A 17,299-nucleotide genomic window follows, 5' to 3' on the forward strand; every position below is an offset into this window, starting at 1 on the left:
ATCCCTGACAAGATACTTTTTTGAATGTAGGAAAAGATACCTTTTCTTACATTCAGTTAAAGACATCTTATACTTTTTGTAAAATAAAATATTCTAATCATTTCGCCTTACATAAGAATGCACGTTCTGATATAATAATGCAGAGAGAAGGAAAATATTTCAATTAATGGCCTCCCCCTGGACAACTAATTGTTATACGAAATTCCTTCTTCTCTATATTTACTGATAGTTCACTGGTATTTTAACAAATGCCTTCTTACAAATCCCTTCTAGAAACTCATGTTCCATTCCGATATTGCACCATTAGTAAAATATTCTTTATCATAATCCTCTTATTCAATTGCCTATTGCTTCCTTTATTGCTTCATATTTTTCTTTGAAGTGGTTTTCGGGAATAAGGTTTATTTCTCCATATAAGCCAATTTGTTGCTCTAATCATATTATTATTTATCTAAGAGGAGGTCATCCCTTTGTCTTTAACGTTGACTGAAAATGAAATAACACTAGCCATTATTCAAAGTTTAAAGGATAGCAAGAAAAAATTATTCCAAGAAACTATAGATGAATTACAACCATACGATATAGCTCAACAATATCACCGTTTACCGGATAAGCATCAGAACAAATTTCTTATCTATTTATCAATTGAACAACTAACAGACCTAATAAAAGAATTCGATAAAGAGGATCAGTTAGAAGTAATACAGAAGCTAGGGACTGAAAAATCTACAAAAGTTCTTGATTTAATGGAAAATGATGATTTAGCTACTTTATTATCTGATTTGGCACCTGAGAAGATAGAAGAATTATTATCTGAAATGAAACAGGAAGAATCTGAAATTGTTCAGAACTTGATGAACTATCCACCGGAAACAGCTGGCCGGATAATGAACAATCGTTATGTATGGATAGCTAAGCATTATTCTGTAAGAGAAGCAGTTGATAAACTAAAACATTTTGCTGAACTCGCAGAGTACCTTAACTACCTTTATGTTATTGATGATGAAAAAAAACTAGTAGGTGTTGTTTCATATAAAGATCTACTTCTTGGTGACTTTCAAGATAAAATAGAGGATATTATGTATAGAAGAGTAGTGAAGGTTGATGTATATATGGATCAAGAAGAAGTTGCTAAATTAATTTCTCGTTATGACTTCATATCTATTCCTGTTATTGAGGAAGAGGATAAATTAGTGGGAGTCATAACGATCGATGACATTATCGATGTGGTTATGCAAGAAGCAAATGAGGATATCGAGAAATTATCAGCTTCGGGAAAAGCGATCGATTTTAACACCAAACCCCTTGTTGCTGCATACAGACGCTTACCCTGGTTGATTTTGCTTTTATTCATTGGTCTAGTATCAGGAAGTATCATAGATGGATTTTCAGCAACTTTAGAACAATTAGTTGCTTTAGCATTATTTATGCCGATGATAGCAGGAATGACAGGTAACACTGGAACCCAATCACTTGCAGTTGTAGTAAGAGGTTTAGTCTCGAACGATCTGGATTTAAAACAAGTCATTAAACTCATCTTCCGCGAATTATGGGTTGGTATTATTATCGGTATTACGTGTGCCATTATGATTGCAATTATTGCCTTTGTATGGCAAGGGAGTTTTGCTTTAGGACTAGTAGTTGGAAGTTCATTACTACTCACTTTAATTATTGGTACATTAGCAGGAACCATTATTCCCTTAATTCTTTATAAATTTAAGGTTGATCCTGCTGTTGCGTCAGGTCCCCTGATTACAACAATTAATGATATATTATCGTTACTTATCTATTTTGGGATTGCGACAATGTTTCTTTCCAAAATAATGTGAACTATGCTTATTTGGACTATAATCTGTGTTTCATTAAGTTTTATGTTGTTGTTATAAAATACAAATTTGAAAAAACATATGAGTAGCGTTATAATGAAAATAGAACTTATTAATAAAATTATTCTTACAAAGTGTTCATACATTTACGAAAAAGCATATATATATTATTGACAGAATAAAAATTAACGAATATACTAATAATAAGAATGTGGCTAACCACAATTGGCGTTTCGCCGCCAGGAAGCGCGAACGATAAAATTGGCGTTTCACCGCCATAAAGCGTGAACGATAAAATTGGCGCTTCACCGCCACTAAGCGTGAATTACAAAGAAGGTAGTGATAATTCGCTGCTTTCTTTTTTTATTGGGGGGGAAATAAAATATGGAAAGAGAAAAAATGAATTTTTATAGAATAACCGATGAATACATAAAGTTCTTAAAACAAATTGATCGTAAGATATTAAATAATTTTAATGAAAACCAACAAAGACCGTATTGCGGCGTAATAATTACTATTGGTGTTCATCAATATTTTGCTCCACTTTCATCATATAAACCTAAAAAACACGATAAAATAAGAAATAATACGATTTTTAAAGTGTATGGAAAAGATGAAAAAGAAAAATTGGCGGTTATTCATCTAAACAATATGTTTCCAATTCTCCAGTCCGAAATTAAATGGATGGATTTTACTTTGGAGGAGGAAAAATATAAAACGTTATTAGAAAAGGAATACAGTTATATTATTAGTAATCAAGAGGACATAAAAAACAAAGCTTTAAAATTATATCATGATGTAAAGAAAGGTAATTCTTTTTTGAAAAAATTATCTTGCAATTTCGTATTATTAGAAGAAAATTACATTAAATTTAATAAATAACCTGAACGCCTAACCACTAAGTTAGGCGTTCAGGTTATTTTTTCAGCTCATCCCAAGAAGTTCATTTTCATAGAACCAAAATAAATGTCGACAAAGAAAAGTGGTTACTTTTTTCCGTTATTAAATCTCTATACCGACTACACTATTTGATAATATTCAGGAATTACACAAGGAAGGGATCACGAAGAATTCCATCCTATGTTGAATCTAATAAAATATAGCTGCACGTCCGAAAAAGTACACTTTTACGGACGATTTAGTTTTTCATTTCAATATATTTTTTAGCGTTCGTAAATAACTAAAAAATATTTATGAACGGTCACTGGCTTCCATAGACATTTAGGAACGTTCATAAAATCAAAAATACGCATTAAACACGATATTGATCAAAACTGAGTTTTTTAATTATACAAAGTCAGTAAGAGAAAATCCCGAAATTCAGTGTTCCGTAATTTTTTCCGTACTTGTTTCGACCAACTTTTCACAGCGTCAACGGTAGTATTTTCCTGAGTGGCAAGATCCTTTGGTGTCATACCTTCAATCACGGCATAATAAAGCCATTTCCATTGATTGGTTGTTAACTGGGATTGAACTTGTTGCCAAAATGAAGAGTTTTCCAATAAAGTAGGATTGTCCAGACTTAAGGGTGGAGTTGCAGTTAGTTCTGTAGTGTTTTCCTGGAGATATGCCTGTATTTTTTCAGTGTAACGATTTTGTTGGCGGAGCATATCAATGAGGCGGTTGCGGATACTGTAGTTGAAGTAGGTTTCCAGTGGCCCTTTGCTAGGATTGTAGGTTTTATAAGCATTCCACATGGCACAGAGACCTTCCTGAAAGTACTCTTGGTGTGGATCATGAAGGTTCAGTTTATGAATCTGGTAATGAATGCGTCGCTTGTTTTGCAGGAAAATGTCTTCAAATGTGTATGGTGATGTCATGATATGACTCCTTTAAGATGTGATAAAGGTGGAATTGTCGGAAGGTGCAGCATAGGTTGGGGGAGGGGCTAGGCTAGGTTTTCTTTGTAGAGTTGTTTAATTTCTTCATAAAAATCATTGGGAATATCTAAGATTGCAGCCATTTTCATAAATGTAGTAAGCGTTGTATCACTTTCTCCACGTTCAATGCGCCCAAGGTGATTCGGACTTATATCCAATTTCTCTGCTAGTTTTTCGATAGTGAGTGACATGACTTGTCGATATTTTCTTAGATGCTGTCCAATCAGTTGTTGAAGCTGCTCTTCTTCCACACGAATCCCCCTTTTCAGAATTATTATCCTTTCAAGGGAGATAAAGGTACACAACATATATGTGGTATTTGGTGGTTGTGAATATTTATTTTAAAATTAGCATTCAGTACCTGGCACTAAGGCGGTTGAGAATTGTCTAAGTGGCAGGTACCTGGCGTTTTTAACGGAGTTGTATATCATCATTTACCATTTTTCTACAATTCCCCCTACTTTTCTACCATATCTTTGATAGAATATGATTAGGTCTTAATTATTAGAAGATTATGCAATGGCTTTATTATAACTATAATTTCCATAAAGGATGGTCACTGTGTCTACAATAAACAAAATTAAATACCTTTCAACAACAGCACTGTCAAAGGAATTAAAATTGAATGTAAAAGAGGTTTTTCAAATTTTCCTTAATGATGGCTTAATTGAAAGAATAAGCGATAACTGGGTATTAACCGACAAAGGTAAAAATAATGGGGGAGTTATTAAAAAACATCCAAAAGTTGGAGAATACATAGCATGGGATGAAAACATTAAAACAAACAATATATTTAACTCTAGTAATGAAAGACTTCTCAATGCAACGGCATTAAGCAATCATTTTGGGGTATCCAAATTCAAAATGAACCCAATTCTATCTGAACTGGGTTTGGTACAAAAGTCTGTAAAAGGGTGGACGGTAACTAAACTTGGTTTGAGTATTGGCGGAAAACAGCTTGAGTACGATAAAACCGGAGTACCTTATGTGAATTGGCCAGAAAACATCTTAACTAATAAGAGGTTAGTAGAAACCATCGACGAGTTACAAGGAAATGTCCCATCAGTTCAAGAGACTACATCTGTTGAAGCAAATTCGCTTGGATTTAGAGATAAGTATGAAGCAAAACACAGATCTGCTGACGGGCATTATGTACGATCAAGAGCTGAAATGCTTATAGATAATTGGCTGTATATGTCTGAAATCGTACACGCATACGAAAGAAAGCTGCCAATTGAAGAAGACGTTTATACAGATTTTTATCTACCTGTGGGAAAAGTATACATAGAATATTGGGGACTAGAAGACAATCCGAAATATGCAAAGAGAAAGCAAGAAAAGTTAAGAATCTATGAAAAATATGGATTTAACTTGATAGAGTTACAGGATGCAGATATTCAGAATCTGGATGATATTTTACCTAAAAAGTTGTTGAAGTTTGGGATACAGGCTTATTAGGGGGAGTGTAAAGAAGGAATTACTGCGTTGTACCCCAATGGGGAACTAAAAATGTTTAATTTAGAGACACATTAATACAACCTTGTAAAGGTGAACAGTATCAATGAACTAAACGTTTTCATCCATTGATTCAAAGGATGATGAGTTTCTAAATTTATGTGTAAGCGGAACCTAAGATTATTGTGTTTGACAAGTAAAGAAAATACTAGTATGCAAGAGAAATTAAAAGTTGCAATATGGTAATAAATTACTCTAAAGAAACACAAGAGTACATGATAGGAATTGTTAGAAGCCCATTGGAGATCCTGCTTTTCTTGATAACAAGGTAAATGGGCAGATACCATGTAGCAAAGGAATTCATTATCGCAGATTGCCCAAAATAACCATCGTTGATGCTGACCTAAACAAACGTAAGATTAGGGAACAAGCTCCATCACGCTATATGGAAGCTTTCAAAAAGATAATTCGAATCTGATGGATACAATGAAAACGCATGTGATTGAAGAATCGATAATTTTGGAATCCGGGATGATGACTATGATATATATACTTGCTTCTTCGCCTTTAAACATTTGCATATGAAGAATTTTTCTTTGAACATAGTAGACTAGTTGTTTGCTATTTAAATTGACCTAGAAACCCCTTACTCTCAAAGTAAGGGGTTTCCTGTTTTTTTAATAGTAATATATTTTAAGGGCAATTTGACAAAGTTTAATGCAACCACTAGACTTATGTATATAATATGAACTTGTTCGTGTAAAAAACATGTTCATAAAATAAATGAATTCACTTAAAATGAATTTTTCGGAAACTGCAAAAGCTTATAGGTATTTAAGTTTATAAAGTGAGGTGTCATATAAAGTAGTGTGCAGTTAGAAACTGAGAAAAAAGATTTGTAAACAACGAAATGTAGTTTGCTGAGAGCTTCAATCTTAAGGGGGGACTAACTTGATTGAATTAAAAAATATAAACAAAACTTTTGATGATGGATTTCAAGCGTTAAAAGATATTAATTTAAGCTTTGAAGAAGGAAAAATAAATGTATTAATTGGTCCTAGTGGTTGTGGTAAAACGACTACAATGAAACTGCTGAATCGGTTAGTAGATTATACAAAAGGCGAGATTCTAATTGACGGTGAAAATATTAAAGATATTAACCCAATTGCACTTCGCCGAAAAATGGGTTTCGTTATCCAAAATATCGGTTTATTCCCTCATATGACCATTTACAACAATGTGGCTACCGTACCTAAGTTATTGAATTGGGATAAAAAGAAAATATACAACAGAGTTATTGAGCTGTTAGAAATGGTCAATCTTGATCCAACTACTTATATGAAACGCTACCCTTCTGAGTTAAGTGGTGGTCAGCAGCAACGGATTGGTGTTATTCGTGCACTTGCTGCGGAACCGTCAACCATTCTGATGGATGAGCCCTTCAGTGCTCTGGATCCAATCAGTAGAGAGCAGCTACAGGGTGAACTTCTTCGTCTGCAAACTGAAATCAACAAAACAATTATATTCGTCACCCATGACATGGATGAAGCAATTAAAATCGCCGACCAAATAATCCTAATGAAGGACGGTAGTGTAGTACAGAAAGGTTCTCCTCAGGAAATCTTGGCGAATCCAGCAAATGATTTTGTGAAAGACTTTATCGGAGAAAAACGACTGGGAACGGACAAAAAATTACCGCAGCTTGATCAGTTTATATCTAAAGAATATATCGCTATATCGGATGACTCGACGGTTGAGTCAGCAATGGAAATGATGATCGAACATCAAGTAGCTGAAGTACCTGTTGTGAAAAGTGATGGTAGCTATGCAGGGTTAATCAATTTATATGATATGTTGTCAAACAAAGAGCAGAATTTGCATGATTTAATTAAGCAATCCAATCTGGTGATCACTGAAAAAGATGAGATGGAAAGTGTTTTAAATAAACTTAATGAGTTGCAGGGATCTACCCCAATTATTGCTGTAGACCTTACACTCGTTGGTATTCTAGATAAAAACAAATTGTTGCAAGCCTTAAAGCATGTAACAGAGGGTCAGAGTGGTGTTGCCTAAATGGAATTCTTATCCGAGTATTTGACATATTTGTCTGAGGAATACCTATCTCTTTTACATTACATGTACGAACATATTCTTATTTCTTTTACAGTGATCATTCTATCGGTATGTTTAAGCGTACCATTGGCTATTTATATGACGAAGATGAAGAGTAATAAAATCAAAGGTCTTATTTTTAATATCGCTAATATTTTCCAAACAATACCTACCATAGCCTTGTTGGCAATCATGATTCCTATACTGGGAATTGGTTTCACACCTGCAGTAGTTGCTTTGTTGTTGTATGCATTACTCCCATTGTTACGGAACACATATGCAGGTATGGAGTCCGTTAATCCGGAAATCATAGAAGCGGCTAAGGGAATGGGATTTAGTACATTTCAGCGATTATTTAAAATTGAATTGCCTGTTGCCTTTCCGTACGTTATGTCCGGAATTCGTGTAACAGCTGTCTATATTATTAGTTGGACGACACTAGCCGCATTAATTGGCGCAGGCGGATTAGGTGACCTTGTGCTAGCGGGAATTGGGTATAATGATAAATTCATGATTTTTACTGGTACTATACTAGCTATCGTGATTGCAGTATTACTTGATCTGGTTTTTGGGAAGGTTGAAAAAATAGTGAAAAGAGTTTAATAAAAAAGGGGATTATAAAATGAAATTTAAAAGTTTATTAGTAGTGAGTTTAGTTGCCTTCATGTTTCTAATTGCAGGCTGTGGCGATGAGAGTTCAGCAGATGGTGGAGAGGTATTCACTGCAGCTGCAGCTAAAAATACCGATTCGAAAATAAATGTACAAATTCTAAAATCATTAGTGGAAGATCAAACAGATCATAAAGTAGAGATTGTCGAGGATCTTCCAGCAAGTGCTCAAATTTTTGCTGGAATTGAACGTGAGGAATTTGATTTCGCTAGTTTATTTTCCGGAGAAGTGTACAACAATTATTTTGATGATGTGGAGTATTCAACCGATCCAGAGAAAACATTGAAGCAAGCCCAATCTTTTTTTGGTGATAAATATGATATCAAATGGTATGATCCACTCGGTTATATAAACAACTATAGTATTGCAGTAAAAAAAGACTTTGCAGAAAAAAATAATGTTGAAACGATATCAGATTTAGAAAAATATGCAAATGAGTCGACGTTAGGGACTGATAACGCTTGGATAGAACGTGATAATGATGGTTATGAAGGTTTTCAAGAAACATATGGATACAAATTTGCCGATGCCCGCGGAATGGACGTCGCTTTAATGTATAAAGGAATTGGTAATGGTGATTTGGATGTTGTTACGGCCTATACGGTTGATCCACAATTAAAGGAGTATGACCTGAAAGTCCTTAAAGATGATCAACAGTTCTTTCCACCATACGAGGCTTCTTTAGTGGCACGAAATAGTGTGATTGAAGAATATCCAAAAATTGATGATATCATTAAATCTACTGTTGGATTGATTTCTACAGAAAAAATGACTGATTTAATATATGAAGTAGATGTTGAAAAGAGAAGCATCAAAGAGGTTTCAGAGGAATTTTTAAAAGAAAAAGGAATGCTAGACTGATAAGAAAAGGTGAGAATATATGGAGTTCATCACTAAACTTGTTCATTATATAATTGAAAACTACAATGAATTGTTATCCCTATCGATAGAACATCTTTTCATGGTGGCTTATGGAATAGGGCTGGCACTTGTTGTTGGAATACCACTTGGCATTCTTGCAGCAAAGTTTGAAAAACTAGCACCGATTATCATCTCGCTCACCAATATATTGCAGTTGATACCTAGCTTGGCTATGCTGGCAATATTAATGCTCTATTTAGGTTTTGGGTTTGAAACAATTGTCGTTGGGTTGTTTCTATATTCCTTGCTTCCTATAGTGAAAAATACGTATGTTGGAATCAAAGAAGTGGATGACAGTATTACAGAAGCGGGAATCGGAAACGGGATGACAACATTCCAGTTGCTGTTGAAAATACAATTTCCCTTGTCTATTCCGTTTCTACTGGCTGGGATAAGACTAGCTGCGGTAATCGCTATATCTGTGGCCACACTTGGCCCTTACGTTGGTGCGGGTGGCTTAGGAAAAGAAATTATTTCTGGAATTAGTCTTCAACACGATATTAAAATCTACGCTGGAGCCATTCTTGCTACCTTAATGGCGATTATAGCCGATCTGATTTTAGGTATAATCGAACGGAAAACAAAGCAGCGACTTGCATAATCGTAAATTGGACTGATGAAGAAGCCCCTTGGTTGTCTTGACCAAGGGGTTGTTATACTTTCAAGTTGTCGTAGTGTAAATACGTTTAAATAATTTTGAGGTGTTCAGCTTATGAATAAGAAGAGGAAAGAGATTCAAACGGCTAGAATGTGGCGGTACTTTTTAGATGCAACATCAGAGCTAATTGAAGAAAAGGGTTTACACCATATAACCATCCGTGAAATTGCGGATCGGGCTGGGTATACGAGTTCTACAGTCTATAACTATTTTCGTGATTTATCTCATTTGAAGTTTTTTGCTGTCATGCGTTATACGAACAACTACCTTAAAGATTTGCCTGATTATATGGAAAAAGGCAATAACACAGTAGAAAAATGGTTGTATGCATGGGAATGCTTTTGTAAACATTCCTTTCAATTACCGGAAGTTTATTCCCTACTTTATATTGAAAACCTGGGTACTATTCCAGAGGAACTTATGCAGAATTACTATCAAGTTTATGGAAATGAATTAATCAATCTTTCTGCAGAAGTGCAATCAATAATCACGCATCACAATATAGCTACCCGAAGTTCTCTATATATTCAAAGTGCTGGAGAAGAAGGGTTTATCAATGAAGAGGATATTGAATATATTGCTGACACCACCATGTTGATCTGGACGGGAATGTTAACAAACCTTCTGAATTTGCGAAGAAATGTTTCGAAAGAGGAAGCTACAAAACAAACAATGAATTATATATACAAAAGTATTATGTCTACAGTTGTTCCTGAAAAAAGGAAAGACGTCAACTATGAATATGGCGATCATAATTAAAAACGGAAGTAGTACATCTTAGAGGAGTTGAATAGATTGGTATTTAATGTAAGTGATTCTAGTGATAGAAAGACGATGACGGAGTTCCCTAGAGAAATAGAAAAGAAAGAGCATGTGTGGATTCCAATGTCTGATGGCACGAGGTTAGCAGCGACAATTTGGCTGCCTAAAGATGCGACGGGAAATCCAGTCCCAGCTATTTTGGAATATTTACCGTATCGAAAAGATGATTTCACAGCAATTCGCGATTCGATTCGTCATCCTTATTTTGCCGGGCATGGATATGCAAGTATCCGAGTTGATATTCGAGGAACAGGTAATTCAGATGGGTTTTTGCCAGATGAATATTTGAAACAGGAACACGATGATGCTTTGGAAGTATTTGATTGGATTGGTAAACAGTCATGGGCAACTGGAGATCTTGGAATGATTGGAAAATCATGGGGTGGTTTTAATGGCTTACAGGTTGCTGCAAGACAGCATCCAGCATTAAAGACGATTATTACCTTATGCTCAACGGATGATCGATATGCAGACGATGTTCATTACCGTGGAGGCAATGTATTAGCATCTGATATGCTTTGGTGGGCGTCAACCATGTTCGCTTACAGTGCCCGCCCGCAAGATCCGGAAGTAGTAGGGGAAAGCTGGAAGGAAAACTGGTTGAAACGATTGAACACAACACCATATGTCAACAAATGGATGAGTCACCAAACCAGAGATAATTATTGGAAACATGGATCCATATGTGAAGACTACTCGGACATTCAAATTCCCGTTTTCACTGTCAGTGGATGGCAGGATGGTTATACGGATGCTGTATTTCGGCTTATTGAAAATCTTCCGTATTCAAAAGGAATAATTGGACCATGGGCTCATGAATATCCTGAGGTAGCAACACCAGAACCGGCAATTGGTTTTCTGCAGGAATGCTTGCGTTGGTGGGACCAATGGTTAAAAGGTATCGATACAGGGGTTAAAGAGGATCCGAAACTAATAACATGGATTCAAGACAACGAGTTACCGAAAGTTAACTATGATGAAAGACCTGGAAAGTGGGTAGTTGATTCTTCATGGCCTTCGAAAAATGTTAATCAAAAACATTTCTGGCTTAAAGACGGTAAACTAGTAAATGAGCAGAATTCTAATGAAAAAGTTGTTGTTCCAAGTGTTCAAGAACATGGCTATTATGCTGGTGTATTTTGTCCATTTGGGGAACCGGGCGATTTGCCGTCTGATCAGCGATTAGAAAATGGAAAGTCAGTAGTTTTTACATCTGATCCTTTTGAAGAAAACGTTGACATGCTTGGACATCCAGTATTTGACATGGAATTTACATCAGATCAGGAGAATGCTCTTGTTGCTGTCCGGCTTTGCGATAAGGCACCTACGGGAGAATCTACCTTAATTAGTTGGGGAATGTTAAATTTAAATCATCTCAAGTCCCATGAGCATCCAGAAGCTTTGGAGACTGGAAAGAAATATCAAGCTTCCATTAAACTGGATAGTGTCGGCCAATCTATCCCAGCTGGTCACGTACTAGAGGTAGCTATATCACCAACCTACTGGCCGCAAGCTTGGCCATCGCCAAAACCAGTGACACTGGAAATTTATACAGGAGAAAACACGAAATTGAATCTGCCTGTTCGGACACCACAGCCTGAAGTGGATGATTCTATTCATTTCGATACACCAGAAACAGCTCAAGTGATTGACAGAGAAATCCTTAGAACAGAAAATCGGACACGAAACGTTTCGCATAATACGATAACGAATGTATGGCAGCTGGATGATCTTTCAGATGAAGGAGAGCGTTTATTACCTCACAATGGTTTAAAACATGGAAGTATAAATAAAAACACGTACACGATTCAATCAGGCAATCCATTAGCTGCAAAGGCACAATGTGAATGGGAGATGACAGTTGGACGGGGAGACTGGGAAGTAAAACTTATCACCAATAGTGAGATGACGAGCGATAGTCATACATTTTATCTAACAAATACAATGACGGCTTTTCATAATGGAGAAGAATGTTTCCAGAATACGTGGAAACAGGAAATACCAAGAGTCTATCAGTAGGACAGAGTCAGCGTTATATACGAACAAAGGGTTTACCATTAAGTACCTGGCACCAGGACAGTAAGTATTGTCTAAGGTGTCAGGTACTTTTCGTTATTGGTTTATTTGTATTTCATGACTTACTATTTTCCTGCTAATTTTAGGTAAGATATAAATAGGTCTTTTCTTACATTTAGTGCCTGTCACTCGAAACTATTCTGAATAGCTTCAAGTGACAGGCGCTTGCTTTAAGTCCGACTTCTTGACATCAAACTAGCAATCTAGAAAATCACCTATTCATGATTGTTCGCATATTAGATTAGCTCGTCTCGTCAATCCAGGGTACTTAATTTAGTGTTTTGTATCTTGGTGTTTTTTAATGTTTTTCCGGCTTTGCTTTTTTGTTTCTTTGATGTTCCTGTAGTACCTAATACCTTCCCAGCTTTACCAACTTTTCCTCCAGAATGTTTTGCCACTAAAATTACCTCCAGTCATGTCGCGATTCAATACTAGTGTTGTTTTATTTGAGAGATTTACACTACATGTTGAATTTTATTACAACACTATCACAACATATTGATAGTGTTGCGGAGAGGAAATTTTAATAAATGAATAGGTTTAGTAACTAATTATATTTATTTATAAAAAAAGTTTAAAATAAATGCCACCAAACTGACTCTTCTTTCGATTATAGAGATAGAAAGTATTTTATTACGTTTGAGTACGTTTTCTTTCACTTTCTTCTTCAGATTTTTTATCGAAAAGGGGGGCTTATATTGGAGCGGCAAACACTAACTGTAAAAGAGGTCGCAAATTATCTTGGGGTTCATACGGATACCATTTATGCGATGGTTCATGGAAAACAGATTCCACATTTAAAGATTGGAAATCGGATTTTGTTTACGAAGGAATCGATTGATTTATGGATTCAAGATCAAGAGTACACAAACCTACGTAGTTAATATACGTGGGTCTTTTGTCATTTATATTTTAAAAAAGCCTACGTAAAGGCTCTGGAAAGGGACAGATGTTACATGAATTATATGAAAGAACTGAACGCGTTCAGACAGTGGTTACTTATGAATGAGCTTCCTCCAAATGCAATTCTTTTATGGCACACGTTAATGATGGTTAATAATCTCGCTGGCTGGAAACGGAAATTCAATGCGCCGAATGTCCTTGTGGGACAATTTTCTGGCTTATCAGTACAACGAATAAACGAAGCAAGAAAACAGCTCATGGAACATGAGTTGATAATTTGTGAAAACGGTAAAAGAGGAAAGGCGCCAGTCTATGAAATGATTTCCTTTATGGATAACCGGGACCATTACCAGGACCAATTGCCGGAGCAATCCCAGGATCAATATCAGGACCAATCCCGGAACATACTTAAACATAAACAAAACGAAATAAAAGAGAGAAAAAAAGAAGAAGCAGGGAAGGAACACCTTGTAACGATTTACGAAGAGAACATCGGAAAGCTGAATCCACTTCTTGCCTTTGAGTTTACTCGGTGGGTTGAGACGGTTGGGGAGGCGATCATGCTAGAAGCAATTATGCTTACCACCAAACACAACGGTCGGACATTCAGCTACCTGGAGAAAATCTTACAGGAATGGACGCGAGCTAATCTAGAAACGTTGGAAGCTGTACAGGCTTATGAGGGACAGAAAGAATCGCATAGAACGAATACGGTACCATTCAGAAAACACCCTGCCGCTGGAGGGCGATCGGTGTTCGATGAATTACGGTTGGAGGTAGGCAGGTGAATAAGCAGGAAGCAATTACTATACTAGAGACCATTCGAGAGATTTATCCGAAGTACGAGGTATCCAAACAAAAAGCACTAATTTTGATCCCGCAACTGATCCGAATGGATTATACGTTAGTTATGAAAAAGCTGTCCGCTTACGCCGGCGCTCGTCCTTATGCTCCAACCCTTGCTGAAATTGCTGCTTACCCAGCTGAAAGCAATGACCATCTGGAGAAAGTGAAAGTATGGCGTGCAGAAGCTTCCAGGGTTCCAGACGAGATAAAGCAAGGTTTTCACCAGCAAATGATTAAACTGTTAAAGGACAAAACAAATGATAACAATAGCGAACGTTGAAGCGGAAGTATCCGTACTTGGATCGGTTCTTCAGGACGGGTCACTTTTCAAAGAATTAGTCGTGCAGGAAGAACATTTTCATGAGGCGCGTCATAAAATTATTTTCAGGTCGATGAAGCAAGTGGCAGCGCTTGGGGAATTTATCGATTTGGTTACGGTCACGACAAAATTAGGGGAAGCAATCGGGCGTGTCGGTGGGACAGTTTATTTGGTGGAAATGGCTGGATCCGTAGCTAGTACAGCAAGTATGAAACATCACGAGCGATTGATTGTTGATGCCTATCGAACAAGAATGGCTAGAACATGTGCATTGCAATTTGCTGAAAGTCCAACTGCGGATGGGTTAGACACGTTGATTGCTAGTTTACAAGGTTATCAGGAAACAGGTGTAGACGATCAGGGGAAATCGACCTATGACCACCTAATGGAAATCACCGAAGAAATGTGTTTCCCGTCCGGAGAACAATCTGGACTTGGGACATCTTTTCATGACTTTGACGAGATGACTGGTGGATTGCAACGAGGTGAGCTGATTATTGTTGCTGCCAGACCTTCTGTTGGGAAAACCGCATTTGCACTTAATCTAGCAGCCGGCTGTGCGAAAAATGGGGCATCACCGTTGATTTTTAGTTTAGAAATGGGGACAAAGCAATTATTGCAACGAATGATTTCAGCTGAAGGATTCATAGATAGTCAAAAATGGCGGAACATGATTTTTTCAAGAGACGATTATGAGCATGCTATCCATGCAGTAGGCGAAATATCTGACTGGAAACTTCTTCTTTATGATAACTTACGAACGGTTTCTACCATTCGTTCAGCCATTCGTAAAAGGCTCCATGATAATCCAAGTGATAAGCCTGTCGTTTTCATCGATTACTTACAATTGATGACACCAACGAGTAAGCACGAGCGCCGAGATTTGGAAATTGGTGAAATAACGCGTGAGTTAAAGCTGCTTGCGGTGGAACTGAATATCCCAATTGTATTACTTTCCCAGTTATCAAGAGGGGTTGAGTCGCGTAATGAAAAACGGCCATTAATGTCAGATCTCAGAGAGTCAGGAAATATCGAGCAAGATGCAGATGTTATAGCGTTTCTTTACCGGGATGACTATTACAACCGGGATAGCAGTACGAATAAGACGATGGAAATTATCCTGGCAAAGCAGCGAAACGGCCCAACAGGAACAGTGAGACTGGCATTTCATAAGGAGCATGGACGATTTGAGAATTAGAAGAAACCGAATAAGGAGATGGTTTAGATGGAAAATCAAGTGTTTGTTGTATTGAGAGAGTGGTATGAGCTGCATAATGAGATTTTGGCTGCTGGTGAGTTACAGGGGAGGATGGATGGAACGTGTTCCGCTGGCTATGTTTTGGAAGGGATTTATGTGTTTAATTCTTATTTGGATGAGCGAAGAAGAAGAACTAGTAGAAAGATGGACTTATAAGAAATACTTGCAAGTTCATCAAGATGGTTCAGGAGAACTAAAAAGATGGTGTGGAAACGTGTGATGGCGATCTGGTTAAAGCCACGAAAGAGCTTCGTGACTTTAACATTGAGGCAGTCGAAGAATATTATTGGCTTTGATGTAGACAGCAATGGCCTGATCATAACTAAAAACCCATAGTTTTTGAAACTTATACTTGTTGCACAAGTTGGTTGATTTTCGATAAAAGCAGTCTTCCCTAATACGATAGGACCATTTTGTGGAAGATCTTTCAGAGAATAACTGGATATTCATGTTAAAATATATTAGAGATTGTGAAGAAATGTACTTAAAGTAACGTAGCAGGATAGTGGAAGATTGGTGTTTAACTTGTGTTTCACAATACGATCGGGCCATTTTGTTGAAGACTGAGGACCTATTTAAAAGTATTGAAAAGTTAATTCTCGGAATAATTATAATTATGTTAAAGTTAGTAAAGCAGAATTTTTGAAGGGTTGTTCTTAAACGAAGCAGTTTAATGGAATAAGCCATTTCAATTGAGCATTACATTATCAGAGTGAAATATCCTTCTTGTACAACTTAGTTTGAAGAAAGGTTCTGTAAAAAGGTTAAGAGTTGAAGGGGAAAAAGGGGGAATTCTTTGAAAAAAGCTCTGTTGATCAGTCTCGTAACTCTTGCATTTGTTATGATTGTTAGTTTTAATAATGACGACAATTCTCTTCTTCAACGAAAGGAAGAACCTAGAGTCTACAACCCTAATCCGAATACGGTCGATGATGAAGAAAAAAATGATTTGGAAGATGCGGTGAAGAGCAGACTAGCACCATTAGAACCTGATGTATATGCGAAGTATCAAGGCGAGAAACTAAGCATCACATCTAGGGAGACGGAAATCAATGATTATAAGGACATCGTTAATAAAGTATCGTATCATATCTTCTACCGAAAAGCCCTTGAAGAAGGCATTAAGCCGAACTCCCAACAAGTTTTAAAGATTCTTGCAGAAGCACAAACAGAAGTAAAAAATGACCCTGATAAGCCTTGGATTCGTATAGGCATAACCGAAGAACAATACTGGATGGAATTCGTCGAGAGTTTCGAAAAAAAGTGGGTCATAAACCAATATTTTGAACAAAAGATTGGCGACCAATCAGAATTCAGTGGAGACGAATACAAACAAGCAGTGAACGAATTTATAAAAATGACTTTCTTGGAACATAAGGATGATATTCAGGTTAACGAATCACTAGTAAAGAATTAAAGTAAACTAATTAATATTTTATTCTATTAAAGGGTGCAACTATTCAATAAGAATATCAAGTCAGCAGTGTTACTCAATCGGGCGCTTTTCTTGAATAAGGAGAAGGGCCAAGGATAATTTGGCTGAATAAGACTTA

Annotated in this window: 18 protein-coding genes; 15 read left to right on the forward strand and 3 right to left on the reverse strand. The window is 36.6% G+C overall.

What is annotated here, in order from left to right:
• Positions 1-470: 470 nt before the first annotated feature.
• Positions 471-1,829 (forward strand): magnesium transporter, encoded by a 1,359-nt coding sequence (gene mgtE, locus AC3G7N_RS19290; protein ID WP_489423791.1) that lies wholly within the window; start codon positions 471-473, stop codon positions 1,827-1,829.
• 381 nt (positions 1,830-2,210) lie between these two features.
• The gene (locus AC3G7N_RS19295; protein WP_489423792.1) at positions 2,211-2,708 is read left to right on the forward strand and encodes a type III toxin-antitoxin system ToxN/AbiQ family toxin; all 498 of its coding nucleotides are present in this window, start codon (positions 2,211-2,213) and stop codon (positions 2,706-2,708) included.
• 401 nt (positions 2,709-3,109) lie between these two features.
• Here the strand turns inward: AC3G7N_RS19295 and AC3G7N_RS19300 are convergent, their stop codons facing one another.
• Together AC3G7N_RS19300 and AC3G7N_RS19305 are read right to left on the reverse strand one after the other, a co-directional pair.
• On the reverse strand, positions 3,110-3,646 hold the full coding sequence (locus AC3G7N_RS19300) for a sigma-70 family RNA polymerase sigma factor (protein ID WP_489423793.1): 537 nt from the start codon (positions 3,644-3,646) through the stop codon (positions 3,110-3,112).
• A gap of 68 nt (positions 3,647-3,714) precedes the next feature.
• The gene (locus AC3G7N_RS19305; RefSeq protein WP_489423794.1) at positions 3,715-3,957 is read right to left on the reverse strand and encodes a helix-turn-helix domain-containing protein; all 243 of its coding nucleotides are present in this window, start codon (positions 3,955-3,957) and stop codon (positions 3,715-3,717) included.
• A gap of 310 nt (positions 3,958-4,267) precedes the next feature.
• On the opposite strand from AC3G7N_RS19305, the gene AC3G7N_RS19310 reads away from it, so the two are divergent.
• The 7 genes from AC3G7N_RS19310 (at position 4,268) to AC3G7N_RS19340 (ending at position 12,363) form a co-directional block, all read left to right on the forward strand.
• Positions 4,268-5,164: a glycerol kinase gene (locus tag AC3G7N_RS19310; RefSeq protein WP_489423795.1), complete on the forward strand. Its 897-nt coding sequence runs from the start codon at positions 4,268-4,270 to the stop codon at positions 5,162-5,164.
• Positions 5,165-6,112: 948 nt separating this feature from the next.
• Positions 6,113-7,234, forward strand: a complete 1,122-nt coding sequence (locus tag AC3G7N_RS19315; protein ID WP_489423796.1) for a betaine/proline/choline family ABC transporter ATP-binding protein — start codon at positions 6,113-6,115, stop codon at positions 7,232-7,234.
• On the forward strand, positions 7,235-7,876 hold the full coding sequence (locus AC3G7N_RS19320) for an ABC transporter permease (RefSeq protein ID WP_489423797.1): 642 nt from the start codon (positions 7,235-7,237) through the stop codon (positions 7,874-7,876). It abuts the gene before it with no gap.
• A 19-nt stretch (positions 7,877-7,895) separates the two neighbouring features.
• A complete protein-coding gene (locus AC3G7N_RS19325; RefSeq protein WP_489423798.1) occupies positions 7,896-8,804 on the forward strand; it encodes an ABC transporter substrate-binding protein in 909 nt (302 codons plus the stop codon).
• Positions 8,805-8,823: 19 nt separating this feature from the next.
• Positions 8,824-9,465 carry an ABC transporter permease gene (locus tag AC3G7N_RS19330; RefSeq protein WP_489423799.1) on the forward strand — a complete coding sequence of 214 codons (642 nt, stop codon included), beginning with the start codon at positions 8,824-8,826 and terminating at the stop codon, positions 9,463-9,465.
• Between the two features lie 111 nt (positions 9,466-9,576).
• Positions 9,577-10,281 carry a TetR/AcrR family transcriptional regulator gene (locus tag AC3G7N_RS19335; RefSeq protein ID WP_489423800.1) on the forward strand — a complete coding sequence of 235 codons (705 nt, stop codon included), beginning with the start codon at positions 9,577-9,579 and terminating at the stop codon, positions 10,279-10,281.
• Between the two features lie 36 nt (positions 10,282-10,317).
• The gene (locus AC3G7N_RS19340; protein ID WP_489423801.1) at positions 10,318-12,363 is read left to right on the forward strand and encodes a CocE/NonD family hydrolase; all 2,046 of its coding nucleotides are present in this window, start codon (positions 10,318-10,320) and stop codon (positions 12,361-12,363) included.
• Between the two features lie 311 nt (positions 12,364-12,674).
• Here AC3G7N_RS19340 and AC3G7N_RS19345 read toward each other — a convergent pair whose 3' ends face one another.
• Positions 12,675-12,818: a hypothetical protein gene (locus tag AC3G7N_RS19345; RefSeq protein WP_489423802.1), complete on the reverse strand. Its 144-nt coding sequence runs from the start codon at positions 12,816-12,818 to the stop codon at positions 12,675-12,677.
• A 300-nt stretch (positions 12,819-13,118) separates the two neighbouring features.
• On the opposite strand from AC3G7N_RS19345, the gene AC3G7N_RS19350 reads away from it, so the two are divergent.
• The 6 genes from AC3G7N_RS19350 to AC3G7N_RS19375 all read left to right on the forward strand — a co-directional run bounded on the left by AC3G7N_RS19350 (position 13,119) and on the right by AC3G7N_RS19375 (position 17,163).
• Positions 13,119-13,304, forward strand: coding sequence for a helix-turn-helix domain-containing protein (locus AC3G7N_RS19350; protein ID WP_489423803.1), 186 nt, complete (start codon positions 13,119-13,121; stop codon positions 13,302-13,304).
• Positions 13,305-13,385: 81 nt separating this feature from the next.
• Positions 13,386-14,111: a DnaD domain-containing protein gene (locus tag AC3G7N_RS19355; protein ID WP_489423804.1), complete on the forward strand. Its 726-nt coding sequence runs from the start codon at positions 13,386-13,388 to the stop codon at positions 14,109-14,111.
• Positions 14,108-14,449 (forward strand): replicative helicase loader/inhibitor, encoded by a 342-nt coding sequence (locus tag AC3G7N_RS19360; RefSeq protein ID WP_489423805.1) that lies wholly within the window; start codon positions 14,108-14,110, stop codon positions 14,447-14,449. The genes AC3G7N_RS19355 and AC3G7N_RS19360 overlap by 4 nt, the downstream gene beginning before the upstream one ends.
• Complete coding sequence (gene dnaB / locus AC3G7N_RS19365) at positions 14,427-15,686, forward strand: replicative DNA helicase (protein ID WP_489423806.1); 1,260 nt, start codon at positions 14,427-14,429, stop codon at positions 15,684-15,686. The genes AC3G7N_RS19360 and dnaB overlap by 23 nt, the downstream gene beginning before the upstream one ends.
• Positions 15,687-15,713: 27 nt before the next feature.
• Complete coding sequence (locus tag AC3G7N_RS19370; RefSeq protein WP_489423807.1) at positions 15,714-15,902, forward strand: hypothetical protein; 189 nt, start codon at positions 15,714-15,716, stop codon at positions 15,900-15,902.
• A gap of 640 nt (positions 15,903-16,542) precedes the next feature.
• A complete protein-coding gene (locus tag AC3G7N_RS19375; RefSeq protein WP_489423808.1) occupies positions 16,543-17,163 on the forward strand; it encodes a PRP40 family protein in 621 nt (206 codons plus the stop codon).
• The last annotated feature ends 136 nt before the right edge of the window (positions 17,164-17,299 follow it).

This window comes from Virgibacillus carmonensis (assembly GCF_057836705.1).